General features: G+C 51.6%; 19 protein-coding genes. 4 read left to right on the top strand and 15 right to left on the bottom strand.

Going from position 1 to position 24094, the window contains the following annotated elements:
• Positions 1-17 precede the first annotated feature (17 nt).
• From fusA to ilvC, 4 genes are all read right to left on the bottom strand, one after another.
• The gene (gene fusA, locus ACPXV9_RS12665) at positions 18-2138 is read right to left on the bottom strand and encodes an elongation factor G (protein WP_423897667.1); all 2121 of its coding nucleotides are present in this window, start codon (positions 2136-2138) and stop codon (positions 18-20) included.
• Between the two features lie 226 nt (positions 2139-2364).
• Positions 2365-2835 (bottom strand): 30S ribosomal protein S7, encoded by a 471-nt coding sequence (gene rpsG, locus ACPXV9_RS12670; RefSeq protein WP_423897670.1) that lies wholly within the window; start codon positions 2833-2835, stop codon positions 2365-2367.
• 173 nt (positions 2836-3008) lie between these two features.
• Positions 3009-3380, bottom strand: coding sequence for a 30S ribosomal protein S12 (gene rpsL / locus ACPXV9_RS12675; protein ID WP_423897672.1), 372 nt, complete (start codon positions 3378-3380; stop codon positions 3009-3011).
• A gap of 303 nt (positions 3381-3683) precedes the next feature.
• The gene (ilvC, locus tag ACPXV9_RS12680; RefSeq protein ID WP_423897675.1) at positions 3684-4694 is read right to left on the bottom strand and encodes a ketol-acid reductoisomerase; all 1011 of its coding nucleotides are present in this window, start codon (positions 4692-4694) and stop codon (positions 3684-3686) included.
• A 171-nt stretch (positions 4695-4865) separates the two neighbouring features.
• Between ilvC and ilvY the strand changes: the two genes are divergently transcribed.
• Positions 4866-5729 (top strand): HTH-type transcriptional activator IlvY, encoded by an 864-nt coding sequence (gene ilvY / locus ACPXV9_RS12685; RefSeq protein WP_423897678.1) that lies wholly within the window; start codon positions 4866-4868, stop codon positions 5727-5729.
• A 2-nt stretch (positions 5730-5731) separates the two neighbouring features.
• Here ilvY and ACPXV9_RS12690 read toward each other — a convergent pair whose 3' ends face one another.
• From ACPXV9_RS12690 to ACPXV9_RS12700, 3 genes are all read right to left on the bottom strand, one after another.
• Positions 5732-6088 carry a hypothetical protein gene (locus tag ACPXV9_RS12690; RefSeq protein ID WP_423897680.1) on the bottom strand — a complete coding sequence of 119 codons (357 nt, stop codon included), beginning with the start codon at positions 6086-6088 and terminating at the stop codon, positions 5732-5734.
• 178 nt (positions 6089-6266) lie between these two features.
• The gene (gene ilvN / locus ACPXV9_RS12695; RefSeq protein WP_423897682.1) at positions 6267-6758 is read right to left on the bottom strand and encodes an acetolactate synthase small subunit; all 492 of its coding nucleotides are present in this window, start codon (positions 6756-6758) and stop codon (positions 6267-6269) included.
• Between the two features lies 1 nt (position 6759).
• Entirely contained in the window at positions 6760-8496 is a 1737-nt protein-coding gene (locus ACPXV9_RS12700) for an acetolactate synthase 3 large subunit (protein WP_423897683.1), read from the bottom strand.
• A gap of 522 nt (positions 8497-9018) precedes the next feature.
• On the opposite strand from ACPXV9_RS12700, the gene ACPXV9_RS12705 reads away from it, so the two are divergent.
• Positions 9019-9489: a DUF4124 domain-containing protein gene (locus ACPXV9_RS12705; protein ID WP_423897684.1), complete on the top strand. Its 471-nt coding sequence runs from the start codon at positions 9019-9021 to the stop codon at positions 9487-9489.
• A gap of 169 nt (positions 9490-9658) precedes the next feature.
• Here the strand turns inward: ACPXV9_RS12705 and ACPXV9_RS12710 are convergent, their stop codons facing one another.
• The 7 genes from ACPXV9_RS12710 to pdxH form a co-directional block, all read right to left on the bottom strand.
• Positions 9659-12058, bottom strand: a complete 2400-nt coding sequence (locus ACPXV9_RS12710) for an efflux RND transporter permease subunit (protein ID WP_423897686.1) — start codon at positions 12056-12058, stop codon at positions 9659-9661.
• A gap of 39 nt (positions 12059-12097) precedes the next feature.
• Complete coding sequence (locus ACPXV9_RS12715) at positions 12098-13174, bottom strand: WD40/YVTN/BNR-like repeat-containing protein (protein ID WP_423897689.1); 1077 nt, start codon at positions 13172-13174, stop codon at positions 12098-12100.
• Between the two features lie 92 nt (positions 13175-13266).
• On the bottom strand, positions 13267-14622 hold the full coding sequence (locus tag ACPXV9_RS12720; RefSeq protein WP_423897691.1) for a DUF1329 domain-containing protein: 1356 nt from the start codon (positions 14620-14622) through the stop codon (positions 13267-13269).
• A gap of 36 nt (positions 14623-14658) precedes the next feature.
• Positions 14659-16491, bottom strand: a complete 1833-nt coding sequence (locus ACPXV9_RS12725; protein WP_423897694.1) for a DUF1302 domain-containing protein — start codon at positions 16489-16491, stop codon at positions 14659-14661.
• Between the two features lie 236 nt (positions 16492-16727).
• Positions 16728-17933: a CaiB/BaiF CoA transferase family protein gene (locus ACPXV9_RS12730; RefSeq protein WP_423897697.1), complete on the bottom strand. Its 1206-nt coding sequence runs from the start codon at positions 17931-17933 to the stop codon at positions 16728-16730.
• Between the two features lie 22 nt (positions 17934-17955).
• A complete protein-coding gene (locus ACPXV9_RS12735; RefSeq protein WP_423897699.1) occupies positions 17956-18939 on the bottom strand; it encodes an NAD(P)H-quinone oxidoreductase in 984 nt (327 codons plus the stop codon).
• A 115-nt stretch (positions 18940-19054) separates the two neighbouring features.
• The gene (gene pdxH / locus ACPXV9_RS12740) at positions 19055-19690 is read right to left on the bottom strand and encodes a pyridoxamine 5'-phosphate oxidase (protein WP_423897702.1); all 636 of its coding nucleotides are present in this window, start codon (positions 19688-19690) and stop codon (positions 19055-19057) included.
• 137 nt (positions 19691-19827) lie between these two features.
• On the opposite strand from pdxH, the gene ACPXV9_RS12745 reads away from it, so the two are divergent.
• Positions 19828-20526 (top strand): GGDEF domain-containing protein, encoded by a 699-nt coding sequence (locus ACPXV9_RS12745; protein WP_423897704.1) that lies wholly within the window; start codon positions 19828-19830, stop codon positions 20524-20526.
• Position 20527: 1 nt separating this feature from the next.
• Here ACPXV9_RS12745 and ACPXV9_RS12750 read toward each other — a convergent pair whose 3' ends face one another.
• Complete coding sequence (locus ACPXV9_RS12750; RefSeq protein ID WP_423897706.1) at positions 20528-20902, bottom strand: PilZ domain-containing protein; 375 nt, start codon at positions 20900-20902, stop codon at positions 20528-20530.
• Between the two features lie 121 nt (positions 20903-21023).
• Between ACPXV9_RS12750 and ydiJ the strand changes: the two genes are divergently transcribed.
• Positions 21024-24068 (top strand): D-2-hydroxyglutarate dehydrogenase YdiJ, encoded by a 3045-nt coding sequence (gene ydiJ / locus ACPXV9_RS12755; RefSeq protein WP_423897709.1) that lies wholly within the window; start codon positions 21024-21026, stop codon positions 24066-24068.
• Positions 24069-24094 lie beyond the last annotated feature (26 nt).

The following is a 24094-nucleotide window of genomic DNA, read 5'->3' on the forward strand; positions in this document are numbered from 1 at the left end:
AAAATAACTGGCGAACCTTACTCGCCTCCGCCGTTTTTGGCAATCACTTCATCAGCGATGTTCTTCGGAGCTTCAGCGTAGCGCTCAAACTCCATGGTGAAGGTCGCACGCCCCTGAGTCGCGGAGCGCAAATCAGTGGCGTAACCGAACATTTCGGCCAGTGGCACTTCTGCATTTACAACCTTACCAGATGGGTTTTCATCCATACCTTGGATCATGCCGCGGCGGCGGTTAAGGTCGCCCACCACGTCACCCATATTCTCTTCGGGGGTAACTACTTCCACCTTCATCATTGGCTCCAGCAATACCGCACCACCTTCCTGACGCAGCTTCTTGGTCGCCATGGAGGCCGCAATTTTAAAGGCCATTTCGTTGGAGTCAACATCGTGGAAAGAGCCATCGTACAAGGTCGCTTTCAGACCCAGCAGCGGATAACCGGCTACCACCCCGTTTTGCATCTGCTCGGAGATGCCTTTCTCTACCGCCGGGATGTATTCACGAGGAACAATACCGCCGACGATTTCATTTACAAATTCCAAGCCTTCGGCATTGGTGTCTTCGGCAGGCTCAAACTTCACCCACACATGACCATACTGACCGCGACCACCAGACTGACGCACAAACTTGCCTTCGATATCCGCCACTTGGGTAATGCGCTCACGATAGGCCACCTGCGGCTTACCAATATTGGCCTCTACGGTAAATTCACGACGCATGCGATCGACAATAATATCCAAGTGCAGCTCACCCATACCGGAAATAATGGTCTGCCCGGTTTCTTCATCGGTTGCCACTTTAAAGGAAGGGTCTTCTTGAGCCAGTTTACCCAGCGCCACGGACATCTTTTCCTGATCCGCCTTGGTTCTTGGCTCAACGGCTACAGAAATTACCGGCTCAGGGAATTCCATGCGCTCCAGAACGATCTTGTCGTTTTCGGAACACAGGGTGTCACCAGTGGTGGTGTCTTTCAGGCCAATGGCAGCAGCGATATCGCCGGCCAATACTTCTTTAATTTCTTCACGGGAATTGGAGTGCATCTGCACCATACGGCCAACCCGCTCCTTCTTGCCTTTTACGGAGTTGTATACCGCCGTACCGCTTTCCATCTTACCGGAGTAAACACGGAAGAAGGTCAGGGTGCCCACAAACGGATCGGTGGCAATTTTAAAGGCCAGCGCAGAAAAAGGCGCATCATCATTGGCTTCGCGGGTCTCAACGATTTCTTCACCGCCCTTGCCTTCAACCATACCCTCAATCGCCTTTACCTCTTCCGGGGAAGGCAGATATTCAACAACGGCGTCCAGCATGGCCTGCACACCTTTGTTTTTAAAGGCAGAACCACCGATAACCGGAACGATTTCGTTAGCCAGCGTGCGCTGACGAATGGCAGACTTGATCTCTTCCTCAGTCAGCTCACCCTCTTCCAGGTACTTATCCATCAGCTCTTCATTGGCTTCCGCTGCCGCTTCCACCAAGTATTCGCGCATTTCTTCGCACTTATCCTGCAGATCCTCCGGGATATCACCGTACTCGAAGGTCATGCCCATATCGTCTTCGTTCCAGAGGATGGCCTTCATCTTCACCAGATCGACCACGCCTTTGAAGTTTTCCTCGGCACCAATGGTCATTTGCAGAGGAACCGGATTAGCTTTCAAGCGCTCTTTGAGCTGATCAACCACCATATCAAAGTCGGCACCCGCACGGTCCATCTTGTTGACGAATACCATGCGTGGTACTTCGTACTTGTTGGCCTGACGCCATACGGTTTCGGTTTGCGGCTGAACACCAGAGGAGCCACACAGAACAACCACGGCGCCATCCAGTACACGCAGGGAACGCTCTACCTCAATGGTGAAATCCACGTGCCCCGGAGTATCAATGATATTAACTCGGTGCTTGTCGAACTGCTGCTGCATACCAGACCAGAAACAGGTGGTTGCCGCAGAGGTGATGGTGATACCACGCTCTTGCTCCTGCTCCATCCAATCCATGGTGGCAGCACCGTCATGCACCTCACCAATCTTGTGAGACAGACCGGTGTAGAACAATACGCGCTCGGTGGTGGTGGTTTTACCAGCATCCACGTGGGCGCAAATACCAATGTTACGATAGCGTGCAATAGGGGTTGAACGTGCCACGGATTGTGTCTCCGAAAGTGTTGTTAGTCAGCGGTTCTTTACCGTTTATTAAACTGGCTTTTAAGTTTTAAGCTCGCAATCGCGACTTTAAAAGCGCTGAAGGCTCTTAATTTTTCGCTGAGGGCTCTTATCATTACAGCCTTTAAGCAAGCTTAATAAACGGCAAAAGGCAGCCCATAAATGGTGCTGCCTTTTGGTGCTAAACAATGTGTTCCAGCTACTCGTATTAGAAACGGTAGTGAGAGAACGCCTTGTTCGCTTCGGCCATGCGGTGAACGTCTTCACGCTTCTTGACTGCTGCACCCTTACTCTGGGAAGCATCAACCAATTCACCAGCCAGACGTTGAGCCATGGACTTCTCGCCGCGACCGCGGGAGTACTCCACCAACCAACGCATGGCCAGAGCTTGACGACGTGCAGGACGCACTTCTACTGGCACTTGGTAGGTAGCACCACCAACACGGCGAGATTTAACCTCAACCATTGGTGCAATTTTTTCCAGAGCCTCATCGAATACTTCCAATGGATCCTGGTTGGTTTTCTCAGCAACGATATCCAGAGCACCGTAAACAATGCGCTCTGCAACGGATTTTTTGCCGCTGATCATCACCATATTCATAAATTTCGCCAGCGTGATATTACCGAACTTAGGATCTGGTAATACTTCACGCTTGGCGACTACGCGTCTTCTTGGCATTTTAAATTCGCCTCTTCTTCAGGTTTGTTCTAAGACAACGCTCTCACAACTTAAACTGCCTCCGGGTTTCTACCCTTTGACTCTTACACTATGAGCGCGCTTAGCCTTACTCGGTTCTACCGAAAACGTTGGGTATCAAGTCTTACTAGGCCTGTTGCCAGACCATGCAGCCCTTACTTAGGACGCTTGGTACCGTACTTGGAGCGACCTTGCTTACGATCACTCACGCCAGAGGTATCGAGGCTACCGCGTACAGTGTGGTAACGAACACCAGGCAGATCTTTTACACGACCGCCACGGATCAATACAACGCTGTGTTCCTGCAAGTTGTGTCCTTCACCACCGATGTAAGAAGTCACCTCAAAACCACTGGTCAGGCGCACACGGCAAACCTTACGCAGAGCAGAGTTAGGCTTCTTAGGAGTAGTGGTATAAACGCGGGTGCAAACACCGCGACGCTGAGGACAGTTTTGCAGAGCAGGTACATCGCTCTTCTGAACCTTACGTTTTCTAGGCTTACGAACCAATTGGTTAATCGTTGCCATGAAAAATAACTCCAAAAAATTAAAAAATAGTCTTTTAAAATCAAAGACTTGTTAAAACTCACCCCATTACTTAGCACAGAACTGCAAAACAGCCTGCCCAGACACAGGGCTACCCACCACTAAAAAGCGGGAGGCGCATTGTAATGACACCCCCCGCTTTCGTCAACTGTGACGGCCTATAAACCTAAGCCATCCACTGTCGTTTGGAGCTGCGTAGCGATCGAATAATCTCCTGCAATCAAAACTCTGCCTGATTCAGGAGATCATTCGCCGCAATTGCGGCTCACGATGACAGCGCAGCTGTCAGTTTTTGGACTTATCGATGATCTTATCAATCCAAGGCATCATGGAACGCAGCTGCTCACCAGTCTGCTCGATTGGGTGAGCCGCATTATTGCGACGACGAGCGGTCATGGATGGGTAGTTGGTTTGACCCTCAGCAATGAACATCTTGGCGTACTCACCGCTCTGGATACGCTTCAGAGCGTTGCGCATGGCTTCACGAGACTGCTCGTTGATCACCTCAGGACCAGTTACGTACTCACCGTACTCCGCATTATTGGAGATGGAGTAGTTCATGTTGGCGATACCGCCTTCGTACATCAGGTCAACGATCAGCTTCAGCTCATGCAGACACTCAAAGTAAGCCATTTCTGGAGCGTAACCCGCTTCGGTCAGGGTTTCGAAGCCCATTTTAACCAGCTCAACGGCACCACCACACAGAACCGCTTGCTCACCAAACAGGTCAGTTTCGGTTTCGTCTTTGAAGGTAGTTTCGATAATACCGGAACGACCACCACCCACGCCGGAAGCGTAGGACAGAGCAACGTCTTTGGCCTTACCGGAAACATCTTGCCAGATAGCGATCAAATCAGGGATACCACCGCCGTTAACAAACTCGTTACGTACAGTGTGGCCAGGCGCCTTAGGCGCAATCATGATCACATCCAGATCGGAGCGAGGCTCAACCTGGTTGTACAGAATGGAGAAACCATGAGCGAAAGCCAGGGTAGCGCCCTGCTTGATGTTTGGCTCGATTTCTTCGCGGTACAGCTGGCCCTGAAACTCGTCTGGAGTCAGGATCATTACCAGATCCGCAGCAGCAACGGCAGAAGGCACGTCAGCTACTTTCAGGCCGTGAGCTTCGGCTTTGGCAACGGAAGAGGAAGATGGACGCAGACCAACGGTCACGTCAACACCGGAATCTTTCAGGTTACAGGCGTGGGCGTGACCCTGAGAACCGTAACCGATGATGGCAACTTTCTTGCCCTGGATAATGGAAAGATCGCAATCTTTATCGTAATAAACCTGCATTTGGAAACTCCTTCAGCAATACAGTGATTCAGCTCCAGATTGGGAGCCACTAGAAATGAACGCTGCGCAGTCTAGTAAATTGCCTTTGTTGCGTAAAATGATATATTTGCAACACTATATTTCATTTAACGCAACGAAAAATCTTGATAGCGCCTGCTACGGACAATCACTATGGACAGCCGTTCCCTCAGCCTGTTTCTCAGCCTGTCAGAGACCCTGCATTTTGGCCGCACCAGCGAGGCCTGCCACATCAGCCCGTCCGCCCTGAGTCGCAGCATCAAACAACTGGAAGAATCACTGGGCGTAGTCCTGTTTGAAAGAGACAATCGGTCGGTAACCCTGACTCAGGAAGGAAAACAGTTGCAGGAATATGCCAGAGAAACCCTGCAGGGGTGGGATAACTTCAAAGAAAACCTACAATCGGGAAGCGGTGAACTGAAAGGCTCCATCAGCATCTATTGCTCGGTCACCGCCAGCTACAGCTTTCTCTACGACACCCTCAGAGAGTTTCGTCAGGAACACCCTAAAATCGAGCTGAAGCTGCACACCGGAGACGCCGCCTATGGCATATCCCGCATCACCAACGAACAGGAAGACATTGCGATTGTGGCGCGCCCTGAAGCACTGCCCGACAAATTGGCCTTCAGAAGAATTACGGTTTCACCGCTGGTATTTATCGCCCCCAAAAGCGGCTTGAGAATCCCCACATCGAAAGACGACTGGGCACAAACCCCCATGATCCTCTCGGAGGAAGGACTGGGCAGAGACAGGGTAGATCAATGGTTTCGCAAACTCGGCATTGCGCCTCTGATCTACGCTCAAGTAGCAGGCAACGAGGCCTTGGTCAGCATGGTGAGTCTGGGGTTTGGTATTGGCGCCGTTCCGCGCATTGTGCTGGACAACAGCCCGTTGGTAGACAGAGTACAAATACTGCAAATGGATCAGGAACTGGGGTATTACGATGTAGGCTTATGCACTCTGAAAAAACGCCTCAAGAGCCCCATCATTAACGCATTCTGGAGTGGCAAACATTAAGTTCAGCGGCGATCCGCTGGCAACCCCTCTGTCTCGCCCTCAAAACCATGACGCATATCGGCAATCGCCCCATTCAGCAGGTGCAAAATGGGATCAAAATCCTCTTTGGCCACCACTTTATTGAGAGAATCTTCAAGAAAACCCTGCTTTAACTGAACCTCCAGAACATCAGCCTGTTGCTGCGCAGACTTTTCCAACAATTCATTGAGGTGCATTTCAAGGTTTGCAACCTTGCCTTCCAACTCATGATTAAATACAGAGATATCCAGATCCCTGAAGCGCTCGGTCAACTCCCTGACACTGGCCTCAAGCGCCTTAACCTGATGATCACAATCTTTTTCAAGCTCTGAAAAGTTCATTTCTCAATCTCACACAGTTACCCAAACGTTGATGTCAGTATCACCAACAAAGCACAAAGAGGATGTGTTACAGAGGGAAAATATTGTGTAAAACAGCTTTTGCAAAATGCAAAAAAAAAGAGCCTGAGGGGGCAGGCCGCTCAGACTCTTTTATCGTCTCAATGGTCGAGATGCAAAGCTACAGACTCAGCACTTTTTCTCCACGAGAGATGCCGGAAACACCGGAACGCACCACTTCCAGAATGGCAGCGTCACCGACAGCCTGGACAAAGGCGTCCAGCTTGTCGCTGGTACCGGCCACCTGAACGGTGTAAACGGAACTGGTCACATCAATCACCTGACCACGGAAGATATCAACACAGCGCTTGATTTCAGCGCGCTGAGCACCAGTAGCCTTCACTTTGATCATCATCAGCTCACGCTCAATGTGCTGACCTTCAGTCAAATCAACCAGTTTAACCACATCAATCAATTTGTTGAGGTTTTTGGTAATTTGCTCAATCTTGTGATCATCACCAATGGTGGTCAACGTCAGGCGTGACAGGGTCTCGTCCTCGGTTGGCGCCACAGTCAGGGTCTCAATATTGTAACCACGCTGGGAAAACAAGCCTACAACTCGCGACAAGGCACCCGGGGCATTTTCCATCAATACCGAAATAATACGTCTCATCTTAGGTGCGCTCCGTCTTACTGATCCACATATCGCGCATGGAGCCTTCCGGCGCTACCAACATTGGGTAAACGTGCTCGGCTGGGTCCACGTAAACATTTAAAAATACTACTTTGTCTTTCAAGGCAAAGGTTTCTTCCATCTTGGCTCGCAATTCGGAGCGCTCAGTCACCTCGATACCTACGTGGCCATAGGCCTCCATCAGCTTGACGAAGTCGGGCAGCGAATCCTCATAGTGGATTTCAGAATAGCGGCTATCATAGACCATATCCTGCCACTGCTTCACCATGCCCAGCGCCTGATTGTTCAAACAGATTATTTTCACTGGCAACCCGTACTGCGTGAGGGTAGACAGCTCCTGAATGCACATCTGAATCGAGCCTTCGCCGGTCACACAGACAATGTCTTTATCGCGGTGCGCAAACGCAGCTCCCATAGCCGCAGGCAAACCAAAACCCATGGTGCCAAGACCACCGGAGTTCAACCACTGCTTAGGACTGTCGAAGCGATAGTACTGGGCAGCAAACATCTGGTGCTGGCCAACATCGGAAGACACAATGGCCTTACCTTCAGTAACTTCCCACAGGGTTTGGATAACTTCCTGAGGCATGATCTTGTCACCACCGGTATTGTAACGGGGCTTGACCCACAGGCCATGGCGATCACGCCATTCGTTGATTTGTTTCCACCAATCGCCCAGCGCAGTCTCGTCCGGCTTTTCATCGCTGGATTTGACCAACGCAACCATTTCTTTCAGAACACTGTCAACGGAACCCACAATAGGCACGTCCGCATTGACGGTTTTGGAAATAGACGCCGGATCAATATCAATATGGATAATCTTGGCGTTCGGACAGAACTTGCTTGGCGTATTGGTAACACGATCATCAAAGCGTGCGCCCACAGCCAGAATCACATCACAGTGATGCATCGCCGTATTGGCTTCAAAGAAACCGTGCATACCTAACATACCCAGGAACTGGGGGTCTGATCCTGGAAACGCCCCCAAACCCATCAAGGTATTGGTTACCGGGAAATTTAATTCCCTGGCCAATTCCGTCAGTAAATCACTGGCCTGACCCGTGACAACGCCACCACCGGAATAGATGACAGGACGCTTGGCCTCCATCAACATCTGTACCGCTTTCTTGATTTGACCACTGTGGCCTTTTACAGCCGGAGTGTAAGAGCGCATTTTTACTTTCTTCGGGTACTCAAACGGGAACAATTCGCCCGGAGTGGTAACGCTCTTGGGTACATCGATAACCACTGGCCCCGGGCGACCGGTTCTGGCGATGTAATAAGCCTTTTTGACGATTTCAGGAATTTCACTGGCGTGCTTCACCAGAAAACTGTGCTTAACGATCGGCCGGGAAATACCGATCATGTCGGTTTCCTGGAATGCGTCTTCACCAATTTTCTCTGCCGGCACCTGACCGGAAATCACCACCATCGGAATGGAGTCCATATGCGCCGTGGCAATACCAGTAATGGCATTGGTGGCACCGGGACCCGATGTTACCAGCACGGTACCGACCTTATCGGTAGCGCGCGAATAGCCGTCCGCAGCATGCGTCGCAGCCTGCTCGTGACGAACCAGAATGTGTTTGACCGCCTCATTCTTAAATATGGCGTCGTAAATATGCAGTGCTGCCCCGCCCGGGTACCCGAAAACGAGCTCAACACCCTCTTCTTCCAAGGAGCGAATCAACATATCGCCGCCTGATAGCATTTCCACCTGCTTGTCCTCTTTCAAAACAATTCAATATTTGCGTACTGTAATCAGATACGAATCGCCACCCACCACCGGATGCATTTTTAAGCACACCGACTCAGCAATACCCGTCTACCGGCTATTGTGATGGTCAACAAGAGCGATTCAAAACGAAGCTTTATCGACCCGGAGCAGCGGGTTAGCTGCACCAGCGCCGAATAGGTAACGCCGGTGGACGCACCTACGCAACTGGGATGGTCCGGTAAGCGGTTGACTTACCGCGAGTAGACCCGGTCAAGAATAGAACCGGGGCCAAGCCTCTACTTCTGAGTAGCCGAGCCTGGTTGAGATGCATTGAGGTTACAATGCGTTCTACACGCCATCTAGCGAAGCCCGCCATTCTCGCAATTTTAATCCCAAAGTCAAGCCCTGTAAGGCTTTTGGTCAACATCAGCCTTCTGCCAACGCCTCAAAAGGCTGCCATATGCTCGCCAGTAGTTTATGCTTAATGCATTACATCTCATATAAAAGTAAAGGACTTGGACTATGCGCCCAGCACGAACACTCACAGGCACCCCGATGAAACAGCTTATGGCACTGTCACTTGGCTTGCTGATCTGCGGTGAGGCTGTGAGCAAGGATTTTTACCGCTGGACCGATGAAAACGGCACCACCCACTATTCCTCGCACCCCCCTACCGACAAACCATCCATCAAAGTGCACACGTCCAACATTAAAGGCGAACCAGCCGCTCCCAAGGCAATCGCACCGAGCACGGAAAGCCAACCCGCAGGCGACAGAGATAATTTCGACGAACAGGCTAACGCTCCTGCGGACCCCAAAGTCGCCTCTCAAAACAAAGAAAACTGTAAGCGCGCCAAGTTCAATCTTAAAACCCTGAAAGAGAAACCTCGAATTCGGGTAAAAGAAGGGGATGACTACCGTTTTATCGACCAAAATGAGCGCAAGGAAAAAATCAAAACCTCTCAGGAAGCGGTGGACAAGTACTGTAACTAGCTAACGAACAACCACAACTGTCATTCTGACGACTGAAAGGAGGAAGAACCCCCAACAGATCCTTCACTGACGCTCAGGATGACAAACACCTCAAAGCGCTTGCCAGCAGACATAAAAAAACGGAGCCAAATGGCTCCGTTTTTTGTTTACTCACTTATTGAAAAGTGAATCACGCATGCTCTTGCTTTGGCTTCAGCAGGAAGTAAGCCAGAGCCGGCATCAGGATTAATGCGCCCACCATGTTCCACAGGAACATAAAGGTCAGCAGAATCCCCATATCCGCCTGGAACTTAATGGGCGACCAGGCCCAGGTAATTACACCCGCGGCCAGAGTCACGCCAATCAGCGCAACCACACGACCAGTGAAGTTCAGAGTCTCGTAGTAAGCCTGTTTCAATGGCAAGCCGGCAGCCTCTTTTGCCAGAATCACAGTCAGTACATAGAGTGCGTAATCCACACCGATACCAACACCCAGTGCAATTACCGGCAAGGTAGCCACCTTAACACCCATACCCAGTACAACCATCAGAGCCTCACACAGAATCGAGGTCAACATCAGAGGCAGTACCGCACAGACCACACCGGCTACGGAGCGGAAGGTCAACATACACAGACAGATTACCGCACCGTATACGTAGAACAGCATCTTGGTATTGGCAGCCTTCACCACGATATTGGTGGCCGCTTCAAAACCAGAGCTACCAGCGGCACCCAGGAACTGAATCTCATCGGTTTGATATTCTTTATTGAATTCCTCAAGAACATTAACAACCGATGTCAGGGTCGCTGCTTTGTGATCCTTCAGATAAACCATCATTGGGTAGATTGAACAACCCGGATTCACCATACCCAGCGTCACAAGCTCTTGTACTGCGTAGTTGATGGTGTCCTGATTGCGGAAGAAATCCATCCACTTGGGGAAGCCTTCATTAATACCAGCCATAATGCTGCGAGCACGAACATTGAGGCCGCGAATATCATCCACACCTTCCAGTTGACGGAAGCGCCACTCCAGTTCATTGGCCAGACTCATTTCTTTATAGTTGGCACAGCGGTCACGTGGTGTTTTGACAATAACCGCAAAAATGTCACTGCTTACCGAGAAGTTGGCACCATTAAAAGCGATATCGCGATTGTATTTGGAGTCAGGGCGCAACTCAGGAGCACCGGGATCCAAATCACCAATCTGGATATTTTCACGGATTTTAAAACCGCCAACAGCCAGAATCACACCGATCACGATAGCGACGACAGCCCAACGCTTTTCAGTGAACAGCAGCAGGAAACGCCACAACCAGTGCATCTCTTCCATACTTTTCTGTGGTTTGGAAGCCAGCCTAACGGAGCGCTCACCACAACCGATGTAAGACAGCACAACTGGCGTCAGAATCAGGTTGGTAAAGATCAGAACCAGTACACCAATACTCGCAGTTACGGCCAGATCCTGAATCACATCAATCTGAATAATCATCAGTACGGCAAAGCCCACACCATCAGACAGGAGCGCTGTTACACCCGCAAGGAACAGGCGACGGAAGGTGTAACGGGCAGCCACATACTTGTGAGTACCCCGACCCATATCCTGTAACACACCGTTCAATTTCTGCGCCGCGTGACTCACACCAATGGCAAACACCAGGAATGGAACAAGAATCGAGAAAGGATCCAGCGCATAACCAAACAGGGACAGCAGACCCAGCTGCCAAACAACCGCAATCAAAGTACAGAAAATCACCATAACCGTGGCACGGAAGCCTTTGGTGTACCAATACAACAGGGCAGTCGCAATCACTACAGCAATAGCAAAGAAGCCAATCACAACGGTCAAGCCATCGATCAAATCACCAATCAGCTTGGCAAAACCGGTAATGTGAACATCCACATCCGCGCCTTCAGCCTTGGCCTCAGCGAGAAAGTCAGCAACAATTCTGTTTAACTCGTCACTCAGCTCTTTGTAGTCCAGCTTCTCACCGGTGACCGGATTAATGTCCATCAATGGCACCATAATCGCCGATGACTGATGGTTGTTGGCTACCAGATCACCAATGATACCGGCACGGCGCACATTGATCTTAATCATATCGATGGTTCTTTGAGAGCCATCGTAATCACCCGGAATTACCTGACCACCTTCAAAGCCCGCTTCGGTCACAACACGCCAGCGGGTGTTTGGTGTCCACAGGGACTTCAAGGCATTTTTGTTCACGCCTGGAATGAAGAACAACTCATCATTGAGTTTTTCCAACAGCGTCAGATATTGCTTATTGTAAATATCGCCCTGCTTGTTGGACAAAACCACACGAATATTATTACCCAAGCCTTTCAGATATTCGCGGTTGTCGTTGTAGTTCAGTACAAACTCATGCTTCTTGGGCAGCATCTTTTCGAAACCGGCCTGCAATTGAATTTGCGCTGCAAAATAGCCAAGAATAATCGTGGTGATAACACAAAGAATCACCACGGTGCTGCGATGGTTAAACACCAGCTTTTCAAGGAAAGTACCCGTGCTTGGGTCAAAATCCTTTAGATCGGCGATTACCGGCAGATCATTGTCAGATGAAGTTGCCATTTAAAATTCTCCAAATACCTATTTTCTTATCAGGTTTATTCAGTCGGCAAAAGCGACCTTGATAATGCCTCTGGGGCCGGCCAACAACAAGTGGCCGTCTCCGCCAGCGCCAACTGCAAAAATTGGCCCTACGTATGGGATGGCAGCCTTGTTAAAGCTGTTGCCATTATCGTCACTCACCAAAACCTCACCGGTCATTGCCACAGCAATCACGCGGCCATCCGCCAGAGTAATCGAATCAACCACGGAACCGGTCTGCGGCTTTTTCGACTCCTGCCAATTTTGACCGTTATCCTGACTAACAAAGGTAAATCCGCGCAGACCGGCGACAATCAAACTGCCATCTGATGCAGTCGTACTGGTAAAGAAGCTGCCCTCGTAGGGAGAATTCGGAAGTAACGTTGTGTAATCATCCTCAACACTGGCATCGAAAATCAGACCAGCCTCACCGTTTAACAGAAAACGGCCGTTTTCCATCATGGTGTAATCGAACAGATGGTAGTAGCTGTCGTTTTCCACTGTGTGCATCCAGTGCACCCAGGTCTTACCCCCATCTTCCGTCTTAACAATAATGCCGTAGGCACCAAAGGCATAACCTACGGTCTCGGAATCAAAATAAACACTGAAAAAGGGCTTATCCGCACCTTGTGAAACGGCGTATTCCATTTCATACACCAGTGTTTCCATTAATTCGCTCTCGGGGTCTTCCTCAGCTCTTTGCTGATAATACTTGAGCCCCTCTTCGCCGAAGCGATAGCCGTCATATTGCTTTTCCCAGGTTTCACCGCCATCGGCAGAGTGCAAAATCACGCCACCATGGCCTACGGCCCAACCCTTATCTGCATTGACAAAATAAATATCCAGAATACCCAGACGAACCGGCACCTGAGCTTGTGTCCAGGTGTCGCCATTATCATCAGAATAGAGGATATGACCTTTATGACCTGTTGCGAATGTACGATCACCAAACGTCTTTACGTTGTAAATTAAAGACTTGGTTGCCATCTTGCTTTCGACAGCAGGCAAATCCAGCACATCGTAATCAACCGACGCCTGGGCCAACTGCGAAATAAACAAGCAGATTAGCAGACAGATTCTGGTTTTTGTCACCAGCATAACGACTACCTCAAAAATTTTTAAACACTAAATTTCTTACAAAAAAGGGGCGCCGCCATAGGCGGCACCCCCTTCAACACGGGGGTGTTCGATTAACGAACACCGCCACGAGCCAGACCTTTCGGAGTGAAGAACTTATCACCCTTGGTCACTTCCAGCTTCAGCTTGCCTGGAGTTGGCTTGGTATTAACGTTGTAGATACCTTGCAGCAGGTCATAACCGGTGTAGCTGGTACCCCAGTTCATGCCTTTGTCGTAGAAGTGAACTGGGTAGTTCAGCTGTACACGCCACAGGTTGTCACGGGCATCGTAGGCGTCAGAAGCCATAGCACCCCAAGTATCTTCGTCCAGGTAGAAGCGACGCTTCTTGTAGATGTGACGCTTACCGTCTTTCAGGTCAGCCTCAACAACCCATACACGATGCTTCTCCCAACGAACGTACTCAGGCTTGATGAAGTTCTCACCCAGTGCGTCGGCGATTTCGGTTTCCATAACGAACTTGTTGGCGTTGTAAGGGATGTACATCTCTTTCTTGCCAACCAGAGTCCAGCTGAAACGCTCTGGAGAACCGTTGTAGATGAAAGAATCATCGTAGGTAGAAGTACCGGCGATACCTGGGTTTGGCGTATCGAACGCTACCGCAGGTGCCAGACGTACACGACGCTGCCCAGTCAGGTACTGCCATGCTTTACGGCCTTTACCTTCGGTAAAGTCAGCACCTGGCTCGTGTACCAGCAGAATCTCACCGGCACGACGGGCTGGGGCAGAGTAGTTAATACGCAGCTTCAGCCAAGGCACATCAGAAGCAACCTGATTAACCATTTCACCTTCAAAGGCTACCATCTTGTAGAAACCTTCAGCGGTAGTCGACAGAATCGGCTTACCGGAGCTGGTTACGTAGTAGCTGTCGTAGGTGTAGGTGTGCGAAGGAATCGGACGAACCATGTGGTTCCAGATCGCTTCCAGACCAGACTTAGGAAACGGGAAAGGCACGCCCGGCTTGTTGCCGTTTACGCGCTGACCGTCGTCTTCCAGAGTTACATGCTCAGCGTTGTACTTGGCATTGGCAACAATCCAGTCGGCGTAGCCAATGTCACGGTGAGATGGGTAAACATCCAGAGAGAAGCCGTTGCCTTTGGCGATCAGACCTTTAACACCTTCGGTCAGGTTGTCAGCGTACTGATCAACGTTGGAGGCATCGATGGTAAACAGCTTGGCTTCACCGGCGTACGGATCAGGGTAAGCGCCACCAGCGGCATCAAAGTTGGCCGGGCCGTTAGGATTCCAAGCAGGGATGGAGCCGTCGGCGTTGCCTGCACGCTCTGCACCTACAGGGGTGTACTTGTCGCCGCCGAGCATGGCAGCTTCTTCAGCAGAGCCAGCCCAAGCCTGGGTAGCACCCAGAGTCAGGGTGCAGGCCGCTGCAATCAAAGATTTACGAAATAACATTAGGTATATCTCCTTAGATTATTCTTATATCGCTACTTAGAAAGTGCGCTTGAAAGTCAGAGAAATGTTGTCACGGTCTTTCAGGCGGTTACCAAAGCCGTTATCAACAGGACCGAAGAAGCTGTTGTACTTGATAGCTGCAGACCAGGTTTGGTTAACGTTGAAGTCCAGACCAATAGAAGCACTACCGGACTCTTCATCACCCAGGAAGCTGGAAGTACCGTTACCGTCGATACCGATGCTCACAGAAACAGGCACAGTCAGGTCAACACCCGGGAACACTTGATACCAGGTTGGACGGAACAAAACAGCCAAGTGGCTGGCGATACGGCCTTCGTCAACATAGATATTACCGGAACCTTCGAGATCCTGAGTAACCAGGGTCAGATACTCTGGCTGACGGCTGTAATCGATGTCTTCAACCCAGTTAAAGGTGGCTTCGATAATGTAGCTACCACCTTCCCACCAGCCGTTGTCATTCAACAGACCAAGGGCATTGATCACTACGTGCCAAGTGTCACCGGTATTTTGTGGGTAGTTATCTTCGTCAGCTGCCAAAAAGTCGGCATAAGTGAAGGTTGTTGCAAAGCCAGTAGCCACAAGCTCACTTGCAGAACGCCCAACCACACTGTTCAAGTCCACACGGATTGGCATGTCACGACGATGAACGATATCCAAACCGTAGCTGATATCGCCAATTTGCTTGGAGAAAGACAGGCCATACAGATCAATATCGGCCTTGTAGACCCACTTAGCATCACCGATAGAGGACGCAACAGTACCATCAGCCAGAATCAGGGCCTGGTCGGCACCCGGAGCATTGATGTAACGTGCATCGGTTACGCCATCCGCAATGTTATCGGCAATAAGGTTCGGAACAACACCCGCAAGCACACCTTGGGAGGCAACAACAAGACCCAGTGGGTTCAAGGACGCGGTCAAACCATTTTGAATCTTATCGTGATAGTTCAGGTAGAAAGCACTAACTTCCATACCCAGATCTTCGAAATAGTAGGAGAAATTCACACCCCACTCGCCAGAACCGGGCTCTTCGTCATCGTGAATTTCTGCCGCATAACCCAAATCCGGAGCCAGGAAGAAGGTCTCATAATCGTCAGTAAAACCGGTCGAAGGAGAGAAATAGGAGTTACCGGTAGGCAGACGTGTGTGCTGATACTCAAGACTGTAATAAGCGGAGAAGCTCAAGTTATCAGTCAGCTGCATCAGGGTAGAAATCTTGTTGGTGGGCATAAACAGCTCTTTGGCTTCAGAACCCGGTACAGACAGAGCTTTAGAGAAGTCCAGAGGGTTCATTGCACCGCCGGCGGAATTGATTGCAGCAGTACCCAGCAAGCTTTGACCCCAGTAGATCACGTGACGACCAGCACGCAAGTTACCCTGAACATCACCCAGCTCCCAGTTCCAGAAGACAAAGGCGTCCAGCAGCTCACCACCCTGATGGTGATATTTTTCACCACGATCGGTCAACTCACCAGGCAAGGTGCTCTTGGCAGTACCCCAGTTAACAATATCGATATCATCAGAGTTCATATCGTTTTTGTAAGCGTGGTCGTACCAAGCGGCGGCGGAAACACGGAAGCCCAAAGTGTCCTTCCAAACCACATCCAGCTCAGACAACAAATCAACACGATTACTGACGATATCGTTTTTTTCAAAACTGCGATCGGAATCAGCGGTAAAAGTATCTGCTACAACATCTTCGTCGTAGTCAGCAACACGCTGAATCAGGTTGTATTTAAAGGTGTTATCCCAGCGAACGTCCCAATCTTCATTTGTATCAAACTGGAAGGCAGACGCTTGGGTAGCCATGCCCGCGAGGACCGCGGCAGCTAAAGCTCTCTTTCTCATTTATTCTCTCCTCGAAGAGTGTTTATAAGTTATTTTGGACAGAGGATACTGCCTTTATAGATAGGCAGATTCGCAGAATCATAGAAGGGTTTGGAATGAATGTCCAAGCTTTTACCCGCATTTCTTAACAGTAATTAACACCGTCGCAGCAAGACAAAAACTTGTCCGTTTAAGACAAATTGAAATTGAAAAAGTGACCTTTTATCACCAAAAGAATCGTGTTAATGAACCACCGGTCAAATTATGACCCCCTGTTGCTTCAGGCGAGCAAGATCCGATTCGGACAAGCTCAACACCCCCTCCAGCACATCCCGATTATGACTACCCACTTCGCCACCCGGCCACAGGGTCTCACCCGGTGTACCCGAGAGCTTGGGCATAATGGCTGGTATATCCAGCGGCTTACCGTCTATTTCCACCCGCTCAAACAGGCCCCGAGCCTGAAAATGTGGATCGGCAAACATATCCGCCACATTGTAAATAGGACCTGCCGGAACCCGAACATCTTCCAGAGTGGCAAGCACGGCCTCGGACGGTCTTTCCAGACACCAGCAAGCCAATACCTTGTCAATTTCCAGCTCATGCTCGACCCGCCCGGCATTGCTCTTCAGCCGATCATCCTCAGCCATATCCTTGCGCCCGACAGCCTCCATCAGACGCTTAAACACCGAATCGCCATTGCCGCCAATCACCACGTATTTGCCATCACCGCAGCGATAAGTATTGGTGGGCACAATGCCGGTAACCGTGGTACCTGAAGGCTCGCGAATCGCACCCGCGCCGGAGTACTCTGGCACCACCGCCTCCATCAGGTTAAACATGGATTCGTACAGAGCCACATCCACCACCTGACCACTGCCATTACCCTTTTCCCGGGCCAGCAACGCCATCACGATACCCAGCGCCGCGTGAATACCGGCAATGGTATCGCCAATACTGAGATTGGGTCGCACCGGCGCCTGATCCGCAAAGCCATTGACGTAGCGAAATCCACTCATACCCTCACAGACAGAGGCATAGCCTGGACGCGACGCGTAGGGACCGGTCTGACCAAACCCGGAAATCCGCGCGTAAACCAGCTCAGGATTGGTCTTTTTGATCTCCTCAGGCCCCAACCCCCACTTCTCCATCACACCGGGGCGAAAGTTTTCCACCACCACATCGGCCTTATCTATCAATTGCCGAGCCAGCGCTTGCCCCTGTTGCTGGCGCAGATCCAGCGTCACGGATTTCTTGTTGCGCCCCAGACTGCGAAACCAATAGGAAGTGCCGTCTTCAACCAGACGCCAACCCCGAATGGGGTCACCGCCATTGGGCGGCTCAACCTTGATCACCTCGGCACCAAAATAGGCCAGCATGGTGCCGGTAAAGGGACCCGCCAGCAGCTGCCCCATCTCGATAACACGAATGCCCTCCAGAGGGCGTTTATTTTTCTCTGTCATGACAAACCTTTTCAGCCTCTCATCATTGCGACACTTTTAACACTACCTTGCCGAGCAATTGATTGGACTCCATTAACTGATGAGCCTCTGCGACATCGGCCAGATCAAACTCAGCGGCCATCACCGGCTTGATCCTGCCGGATTCAATCAACGGCCAGACCGTCTCCTGCAGTCGACTGGCGATAAGCGCCTTCGCTTGTGTCGATTGCGGTCGCAAGGTAGACCCCGTCAGGACTAATCGCTTGAGCATCACCGGCATACAATTGATTTCCGCTTTGGCCCCCTGCAAGAAGGCAATATTGACGACACGCCCCTCAATGGCGGCCATATCGATATTGCGCTGGATGTAATCACCGCCAACAATATCCAGCGTGACATCCACCCCCCTGCCAGCAGTATGCGCCATTACGACATCGACAAAATCCTGCTCGCAGTAATTAATTACCAGCTCAGCCCCCAGCGAGCGGCATAGCTCTGCCTTATCTTGTGAACCCACCGTGGCAAATACCTTGGCTCCCAGAGCCACCCCCATCTGAATGGCCGTGGTGCCAATGCCTCCGGCGCCAGCGTGAACCATCAGCGATTCACCGAGCTCTAATCCGGCCCGATCAAACACATTACTCCAGACGGTAAAGCAGGTTTCCGGCAAGGCAGCAGCCTCGGCCATGGAAAGCCCTTCAGGTACTGGCAGGCACTGCCCGGCCGGCACTACCACCTGCTCTGCATAGCCCCCGCCGTTGACCAAGGCACACACCCGATCACCCACTTGCCAGCGAGCCACACCTTCGCCTACAGCGGCAATTTCACCAGACACCTCCAGACCAAGCACCGGCGAAGCGTCCACCGGCGGCGGATACAAACCCAGCCGCTGCAATACATCCGGGCGATTGACTCCGGCATAGGCGACGCTAATCAGAACCTCTCCCGCACCCACCACAGGCGCAGCACCCTCCACCAAATGCATGCCAGTGGCATCACCAGGCTGTTTTACTTCGATGTATTTCATTACTAAAACCCATACTGATTAATGTCATTTCGACGCATTGCGGAGAAATCTCTTTCCGGCAAGAGAGCCTCCTTAGAGATCCCTCGCTGCGCTCGGGATGACAGGGACTGAGGGGTTACGGGGCTAATCGCTGAATATCCCAATTATCACCATCGCGCGAGTAAGAAAAGCGATCGTGCAAACGGCTCTCGCCCCCTTGCCAGAATTCAATTTCTTCAGGCACTACCCGGTAGCCACCCCAGAAACTGGGCAGCGGCACCTCACCCTTGCTGAATTTATCTTTCATGACACCGAATTGCTGCATCAATAATTGCCGGGACGACACCGGCCGGCTCTGCTCGGAAGCCCAGGCGGCCAACTGACTTTCCTTGGGGCGCGACAAGAAATATTTCAACGACTCGGTCTGGGAGACCTTTTCCACCCGACCACACACTTTTACCTGACGCTCCAGCATATGCCATGGAAAGTGCAGACTGACCAAAGGATTACCCTCAATCTCATCGGCCTTGCGACTGTGGTAGTTGGTATAGAAAACAAACCCCCGCTGATCGAGATTTTTCAGTAACACAATCCGCTGACTTGGCTGGCCATTGCTCGCCACAGTTGCCAGCGTCATCGCCGTGGGGTCTTTTAAACCCGCATCAATGGACTGCTTTAACCACAACTCAAACTGCTCCATCGGGTCATCGTTCAAATCATTGCGCCGCAATCCACCCGCCAGATACTCCCGACGAACCGCTTCCAAATCCATAACCGTTTCCTGATTCACGCTGGTAAAAAGTCTGTTTGTCCTGAATTGTAACAACAGCCGCTCTTTCTATCGCCGAAAAATTACCTAAAATAAGGACAAATGTGGCCGCTACTAAAAACCACAACCAAGGAGTCAGAGTGCCAAGCGATACCCCTCAAACCGCCCCGACCTGCCCGGTGGGCGAAAACCAGTGCAACATTATTGATGAGCTGATCAACAGCCGGGAAACCATTGAGGCACTCAACGAACAACTGCAAACCGATTCACTGACCCAACTGGGCAACTACCGCCAATTCTGTCAGATCATAGACAAAGAAATGGAGCGCACCCAGCGCACCGGTCAGCCCACCGCCATGATTCTGGTGGATCTGGATTTCTTTAAAAAGGTCAACGACAACTGGGGGCACGAGGTAGGCAACCTGGCATTAGTGCAGACCGCCAAGCTACTGAAAACTGCCATTCGCAAACTGGACATTCCCTGCCGCTACGGCGGTGAAGAGTTTATTGTCATTCTGCCCTCTACCGACCTTCTCACGGGCACTCAGGTTGCGGAGCGGCTGCGAGCCTTGATCGCCGACACCCCACTGGAATTTGAAACCGAAGCGGGCGCCCAGAGTATTCAGTTAACGGCCAGTATGGGGATCGACATCTACACCCACACACACCATGAAACCCGGGAAGAATTTGTCGCCCGGGTAGACAGCCTCCTCTATGAAGCCAAGCATGGCGGGCGCAATCAGGTTAAAGCAGGGGTGCGTCAAGATATGCAACCGACGGCCAATGTCAGCGCAGATGAAAAGGATGCTCTGTTTGGGATTTTTGGTGACGAGGAATAACTCAGCGACCGCTGCGCATCTCACTCAGATCCATCTCCACCTGCTCCAACACATCACCGGATTCCCGGGTCGTGGGCAACACCTCATACTCAAAAAAGGCGCCATAGCGGTAGCTATTCTTGCCCTGTCGGCGATTACAGATCACGGCATTGAGGTGCAGTGGCGGCCCGCCTGACAGTGACATATCCAATTGCAGGGTATCGCCCACGGCAAAGCGATTGCCAGACTGTATTCCCAACCCTGACCGACTGAAATCCACCACCTGGATATCCTGTGCAGAATAATTATCCGTACTGGCACCAACAATGACCGTGGTCACACCGGATTCCGGGTAAGGTATGCGCTCGCAACGCCTGCGATTCTCTGTATAAGTCATGGCTTATCCCTGCTCTGGCTTGTATTTACTATAGAACACCAATTTACACTTTACCGCCTAGCCACAGGTCCGGGCTCCGCGGTAAAATGCCACCCGATATTGAAGACACACAGCGACGCCCATGATCCCCAGCATCCAAGAGACCTCCCCGGTTCAGGCTCAATACCTGGCTTTTATCAACACCCTCAAATCCTGTGGTTTTGAAGGCGACCTGAACCCGGACTACGCCAATCGCACCGTTCTGGCGACCGACAACTCCATTTATCAGGTGCTGCCACAGGGGGTCATCTATCCGCGCAATATCGACGACCTGATCCGCATCACCGAGTTAAGCAACACCAAGGGCTTTCGCGATATTGTCCTGAGCCCCCGCGGTGGCGGCACTGGCACCAACGGCCAGTCGCTAACCGATGGCCTGATTGTCGACACCTCCAGACACATGAACAATATTCTGGAGATCAACACGGAAGAGCGCTGGGTCAGGGTTCAGTGCGGTGTAGTCAAAGATCAGCTGAATGCCGCCTTGAAACCTCACGGTCTGTTCTTTGCTCCGGAATTATCCACGAGCAATCGCGCCACCATCGGCGGCATGATCAATACCGACGCATCGGGACAGGGCTCATGCCTGTATGGCAAAACCCGCGATCATGTGCTCTCACTGACCACGGTGTTTCTCGACGGCAGCCAATGGACCTCAACACCGCTCAACAATGAGGAATACCAGTCGGTCGCCAGTCGTCAGGATCGGGTTGGCGAACTGCATCGCGTGGTTAACGACATTCAGCAGGAGCACCATCAGGCCATTGCCGACAAATTCCCGAAACTGAACCGCTGCCTGACAGGCTACGATCTCGCCCATATCCGCACCGAGGACGACCGGTTTGATCTCAACAGCGTTCTCTGTGGCGCTGAAGGCACCCTTGGCTTTATCGCCGAAGCCAAGCTTAACCTGCTCCCTATCCCCAAGTGCTCAGCACTGGTCAATGTGCAATACGCGGATTTCAATTCCGCCTTGCGCGATGCCACCGAGTTAATGAAAGCCGGCCCCACGTCGATTGAAACCATTGATTCCAAAGTGCTCAACCTGGCCATGAACGACATCGTCTGGCACACCGTATCGGAGTTTTTTGCAGCCGACGGCGAGAGTAACATTCAGGGCATCAATCTGGTGGAGTTTACCGCCGACGATGAAACCACCCTGAAACAGAATATGGCCCGTTTGACCGAACAACTGGATGCCGCCAACGGTCAGGGCGCAAGCATCGGCTATTCCATTGCCATGGGCTCTGGTGCGGTCAACAAAATCTGGGGTATGCGCAAAAAGGCCGTGGGCCTGTTGGGCAACGCTCAGGGTGAAGCCCGCCCCATTCCATTTGTGGAAGACACTGCCGTGCCACCTGAGCATCTGGCCGACTTTATTCTGGAGTTCCGCGCCCTGCTCGACAGCCATCAGTTGGCTTATGGCATGTTCGGTCATGTAGACGCCGGCGTACTCCATGTGCGCCCGGCCATCGACATGAAAGATCCGGAACAGGAAAAGATGATCCGCGAAATTTCCGATGGCGTCACCGCATTGACCAAGAAATATCACGGACTGCTCTGGGGAGAGCACGGCAAAGGCCTGCGCTCTGAGTATGCTCCGGAGTTTTTCGGTGATCTCTACCCGCAACTGCAACGCATCAAAGCCACTTGCGATCCTCGCAACCAATTGAATCCGGGTAAAATCGCCACCCCTAAAGCCAGCATCGAACTCACCAAAATCGACGAGGCACCGACCCGTGGCCAGCAGGACCGCATCATTCCGGTTCACGTGTGGGAGGGTTACAGCGAAGGCATGTACTGCAATGGCAACGGCGCCTGCTTCAACTGGAACCCCAATGACGCCATGTGCCCATCCTGGAAAGGCACGCGCCAGCGTATTCACTCCCCCAAAGGGCGCGCATCGTTGATCCGCGAATGGCTCAAACAACTGAGCGAACGTGGCATAGATCCCGTAGCCGAAAGCCAGAACCAGCGTCAGCAAAACTTTTTTGTGTCGCTGCCAGCCCGCATTAAAAACACCTGGGGTCGCAGCCGAGGCGACTACGACTTCTCCAACGAAGTGATGGACTCCATGAGCGCCTGTCTAGCCTGCAAATCCTGTGTCGGTCAGTGCCCAATCAAAGTGGACGTGCCGGAGTTTCGCAGCAAGTTTCTGGAAATCTATTACGGCCGCTACCTGCGCCCACTGAAAGATTATTTTATTGGCGGACTGGAGTATATGATCCCGGTCCTGACCCGCATGGCCTGGCTTTATAACGCTCTGATCAAGCCCAAATTCATGCAGAGCCTTATGGCTCGCACCGCAGGCATGGTCGACAGCCCCCTGCTGTCAGGCGTGGATCTCGACAAGGCCATAGCTGGCCTCGGGGTACGCTATGCCACCATCGAAAACATTCTGACCCTGTCAGATAAAGACAAAGCCCGGAGTGTGGTTCTGGTACAGGACGCCTTCACCAGTTACTTTGATACTCAGGTGGTACTCGACACCCTGCAGCTGCTGAAGAAACTGGGCTTCAACCCCATGCTGTCACCCTTTAAAGCCAATGGAAAACCCCTGCACGTGCACGGCTTTTTAAAGCAGTTCAAAAACACGGCCAGCAAAACCGCCGAGTTCCTGAACAGCTTGTCCGATACGGGCATTCCCCTGATTGGTCTGGAACCATCAATGACATTGGCCTATCGCAGCGAATACCAGAAAGTCATGGGTGAACAGGCGCCTAAAGTCGCCCTGATTCAGGAGTGGCTGGCACAACAGACCGATGCACTGGCGACACACCGCAATGACTTCAAGACAGGCGAGTACAAAATGCTGGCCCACTGCACCGAGAAAACCAATGCCGCAGCCTCCATGGCAGACTGGCAAACCATCTTTACCGGTCTGGGCCAGGCTTACTCACTGGAGGCGACTGGCTGCTGCGGCATGTCGGGAACCTACGGCCACGAAGCCAAAAACGTAGCGACCTCCAAGGCCATTTACCGTCAGTCCTGGGGTGAGATCATCAAGCAGCCGGAAAACAACGGCAAACTGATGGCAACCGGTTACTCGTGTCGCAGTCAGGTGAAGCGTGAGGATCAGGTACAGCTGCCACATCCGCTGCAGGTGCTTTTAGGGCAACTCAAATAACCTCTCGTCATTGCGAGGAGCACAGC

It is taken from the genome of Candidatus Pelagadaptatus aseana (genome assembly GCF_040362265.1).
Lineage (GTDB): Bacteria > Pseudomonadota > Gammaproteobacteria > Pseudomonadales > Cellvibrionaceae > Pelagadaptatus > Pelagadaptatus aseana.

Coding starts and splice junctions, on each gene's coding strand:
- rpsG (WP_423897670.1), bottom strand. CDS start 2,835: ATGCCAAGAAGACGCGTAGTCGCCAAGCGTGAAGTATTACCAGATCCT.
- rpsL (WP_423897672.1), bottom strand. CDS start 3,380: ATGGCAACGATTAACCAATTGGTTCGTAAGCCTAGAAAACGTAAGGTT.
- ilvC (WP_423897675.1), bottom strand. CDS start 4,694: ATGCAGGTTTATTACGATAAAGATTGCGATCTTTCCATTATCCAGGGC.
- ilvY (WP_423897678.1), top strand. CDS start 4,866: ATGGACAGCCGTTCCCTCAGCCTGTTTCTCAGCCTGTCAGAGACCCTG.
- ACPXV9_RS12690 (WP_423897680.1), bottom strand. CDS start 6,088: ATGAACTTTTCAGAGCTTGAAAAAGATTGTGATCATCAGGTTAAGGCG.
- ilvN (WP_423897682.1), bottom strand. CDS start 6,758: ATGAGACGTATTATTTCGGTATTGATGGAAAATGCCCCGGGTGCCTTG.
- ACPXV9_RS12705 (WP_423897684.1), top strand. CDS start 9,019: ATGCGCCCAGCACGAACACTCACAGGCACCCCGATGAAACAGCTTATG.
- ACPXV9_RS12710 (WP_423897686.1), bottom strand. CDS start 12,058: ATGGCAACTTCATCTGACAATGATCTGCCGGTAATCGCCGATCTAAAG.
- ACPXV9_RS12715 (WP_423897689.1), bottom strand. CDS start 13,174: ATGCTGGTGACAAAAACCAGAATCTGTCTGCTAATCTGCTTGTTTATT.
- ACPXV9_RS12720 (WP_423897691.1), bottom strand. CDS start 14,622: ATGTTATTTCGTAAATCTTTGATTGCAGCGGCCTGCACCCTGACTCTG.
- ACPXV9_RS12725 (WP_423897694.1), bottom strand. CDS start 16,491: ATGAGAAAGAGAGCTTTAGCTGCCGCGGTCCTCGCGGGCATGGCTACC.
- ACPXV9_RS12730 (WP_423897697.1), bottom strand. CDS start 17,933: ATGACAGAGAAAAATAAACGCCCTCTGGAGGGCATTCGTGTTATCGAG.
- ACPXV9_RS12735 (WP_423897699.1), bottom strand. CDS start 18,939: ATGAAATACATCGAAGTAAAACAGCCTGGTGATGCCACTGGCATGCAT.
- pdxH (WP_423897702.1), bottom strand. CDS start 19,690: ATGGATTTGGAAGCGGTTCGTCGGGAGTATCTGGCGGGTGGATTGCGG.
- ACPXV9_RS12750 (WP_423897706.1), bottom strand. CDS start 20,902: ATGACTTATACAGAGAATCGCAGGCGTTGCGAGCGCATACCTTACCCG.
- ydiJ (WP_423897709.1), top strand. CDS start 21,024: ATGATCCCCAGCATCCAAGAGACCTCCCCGGTTCAGGCTCAATACCTG.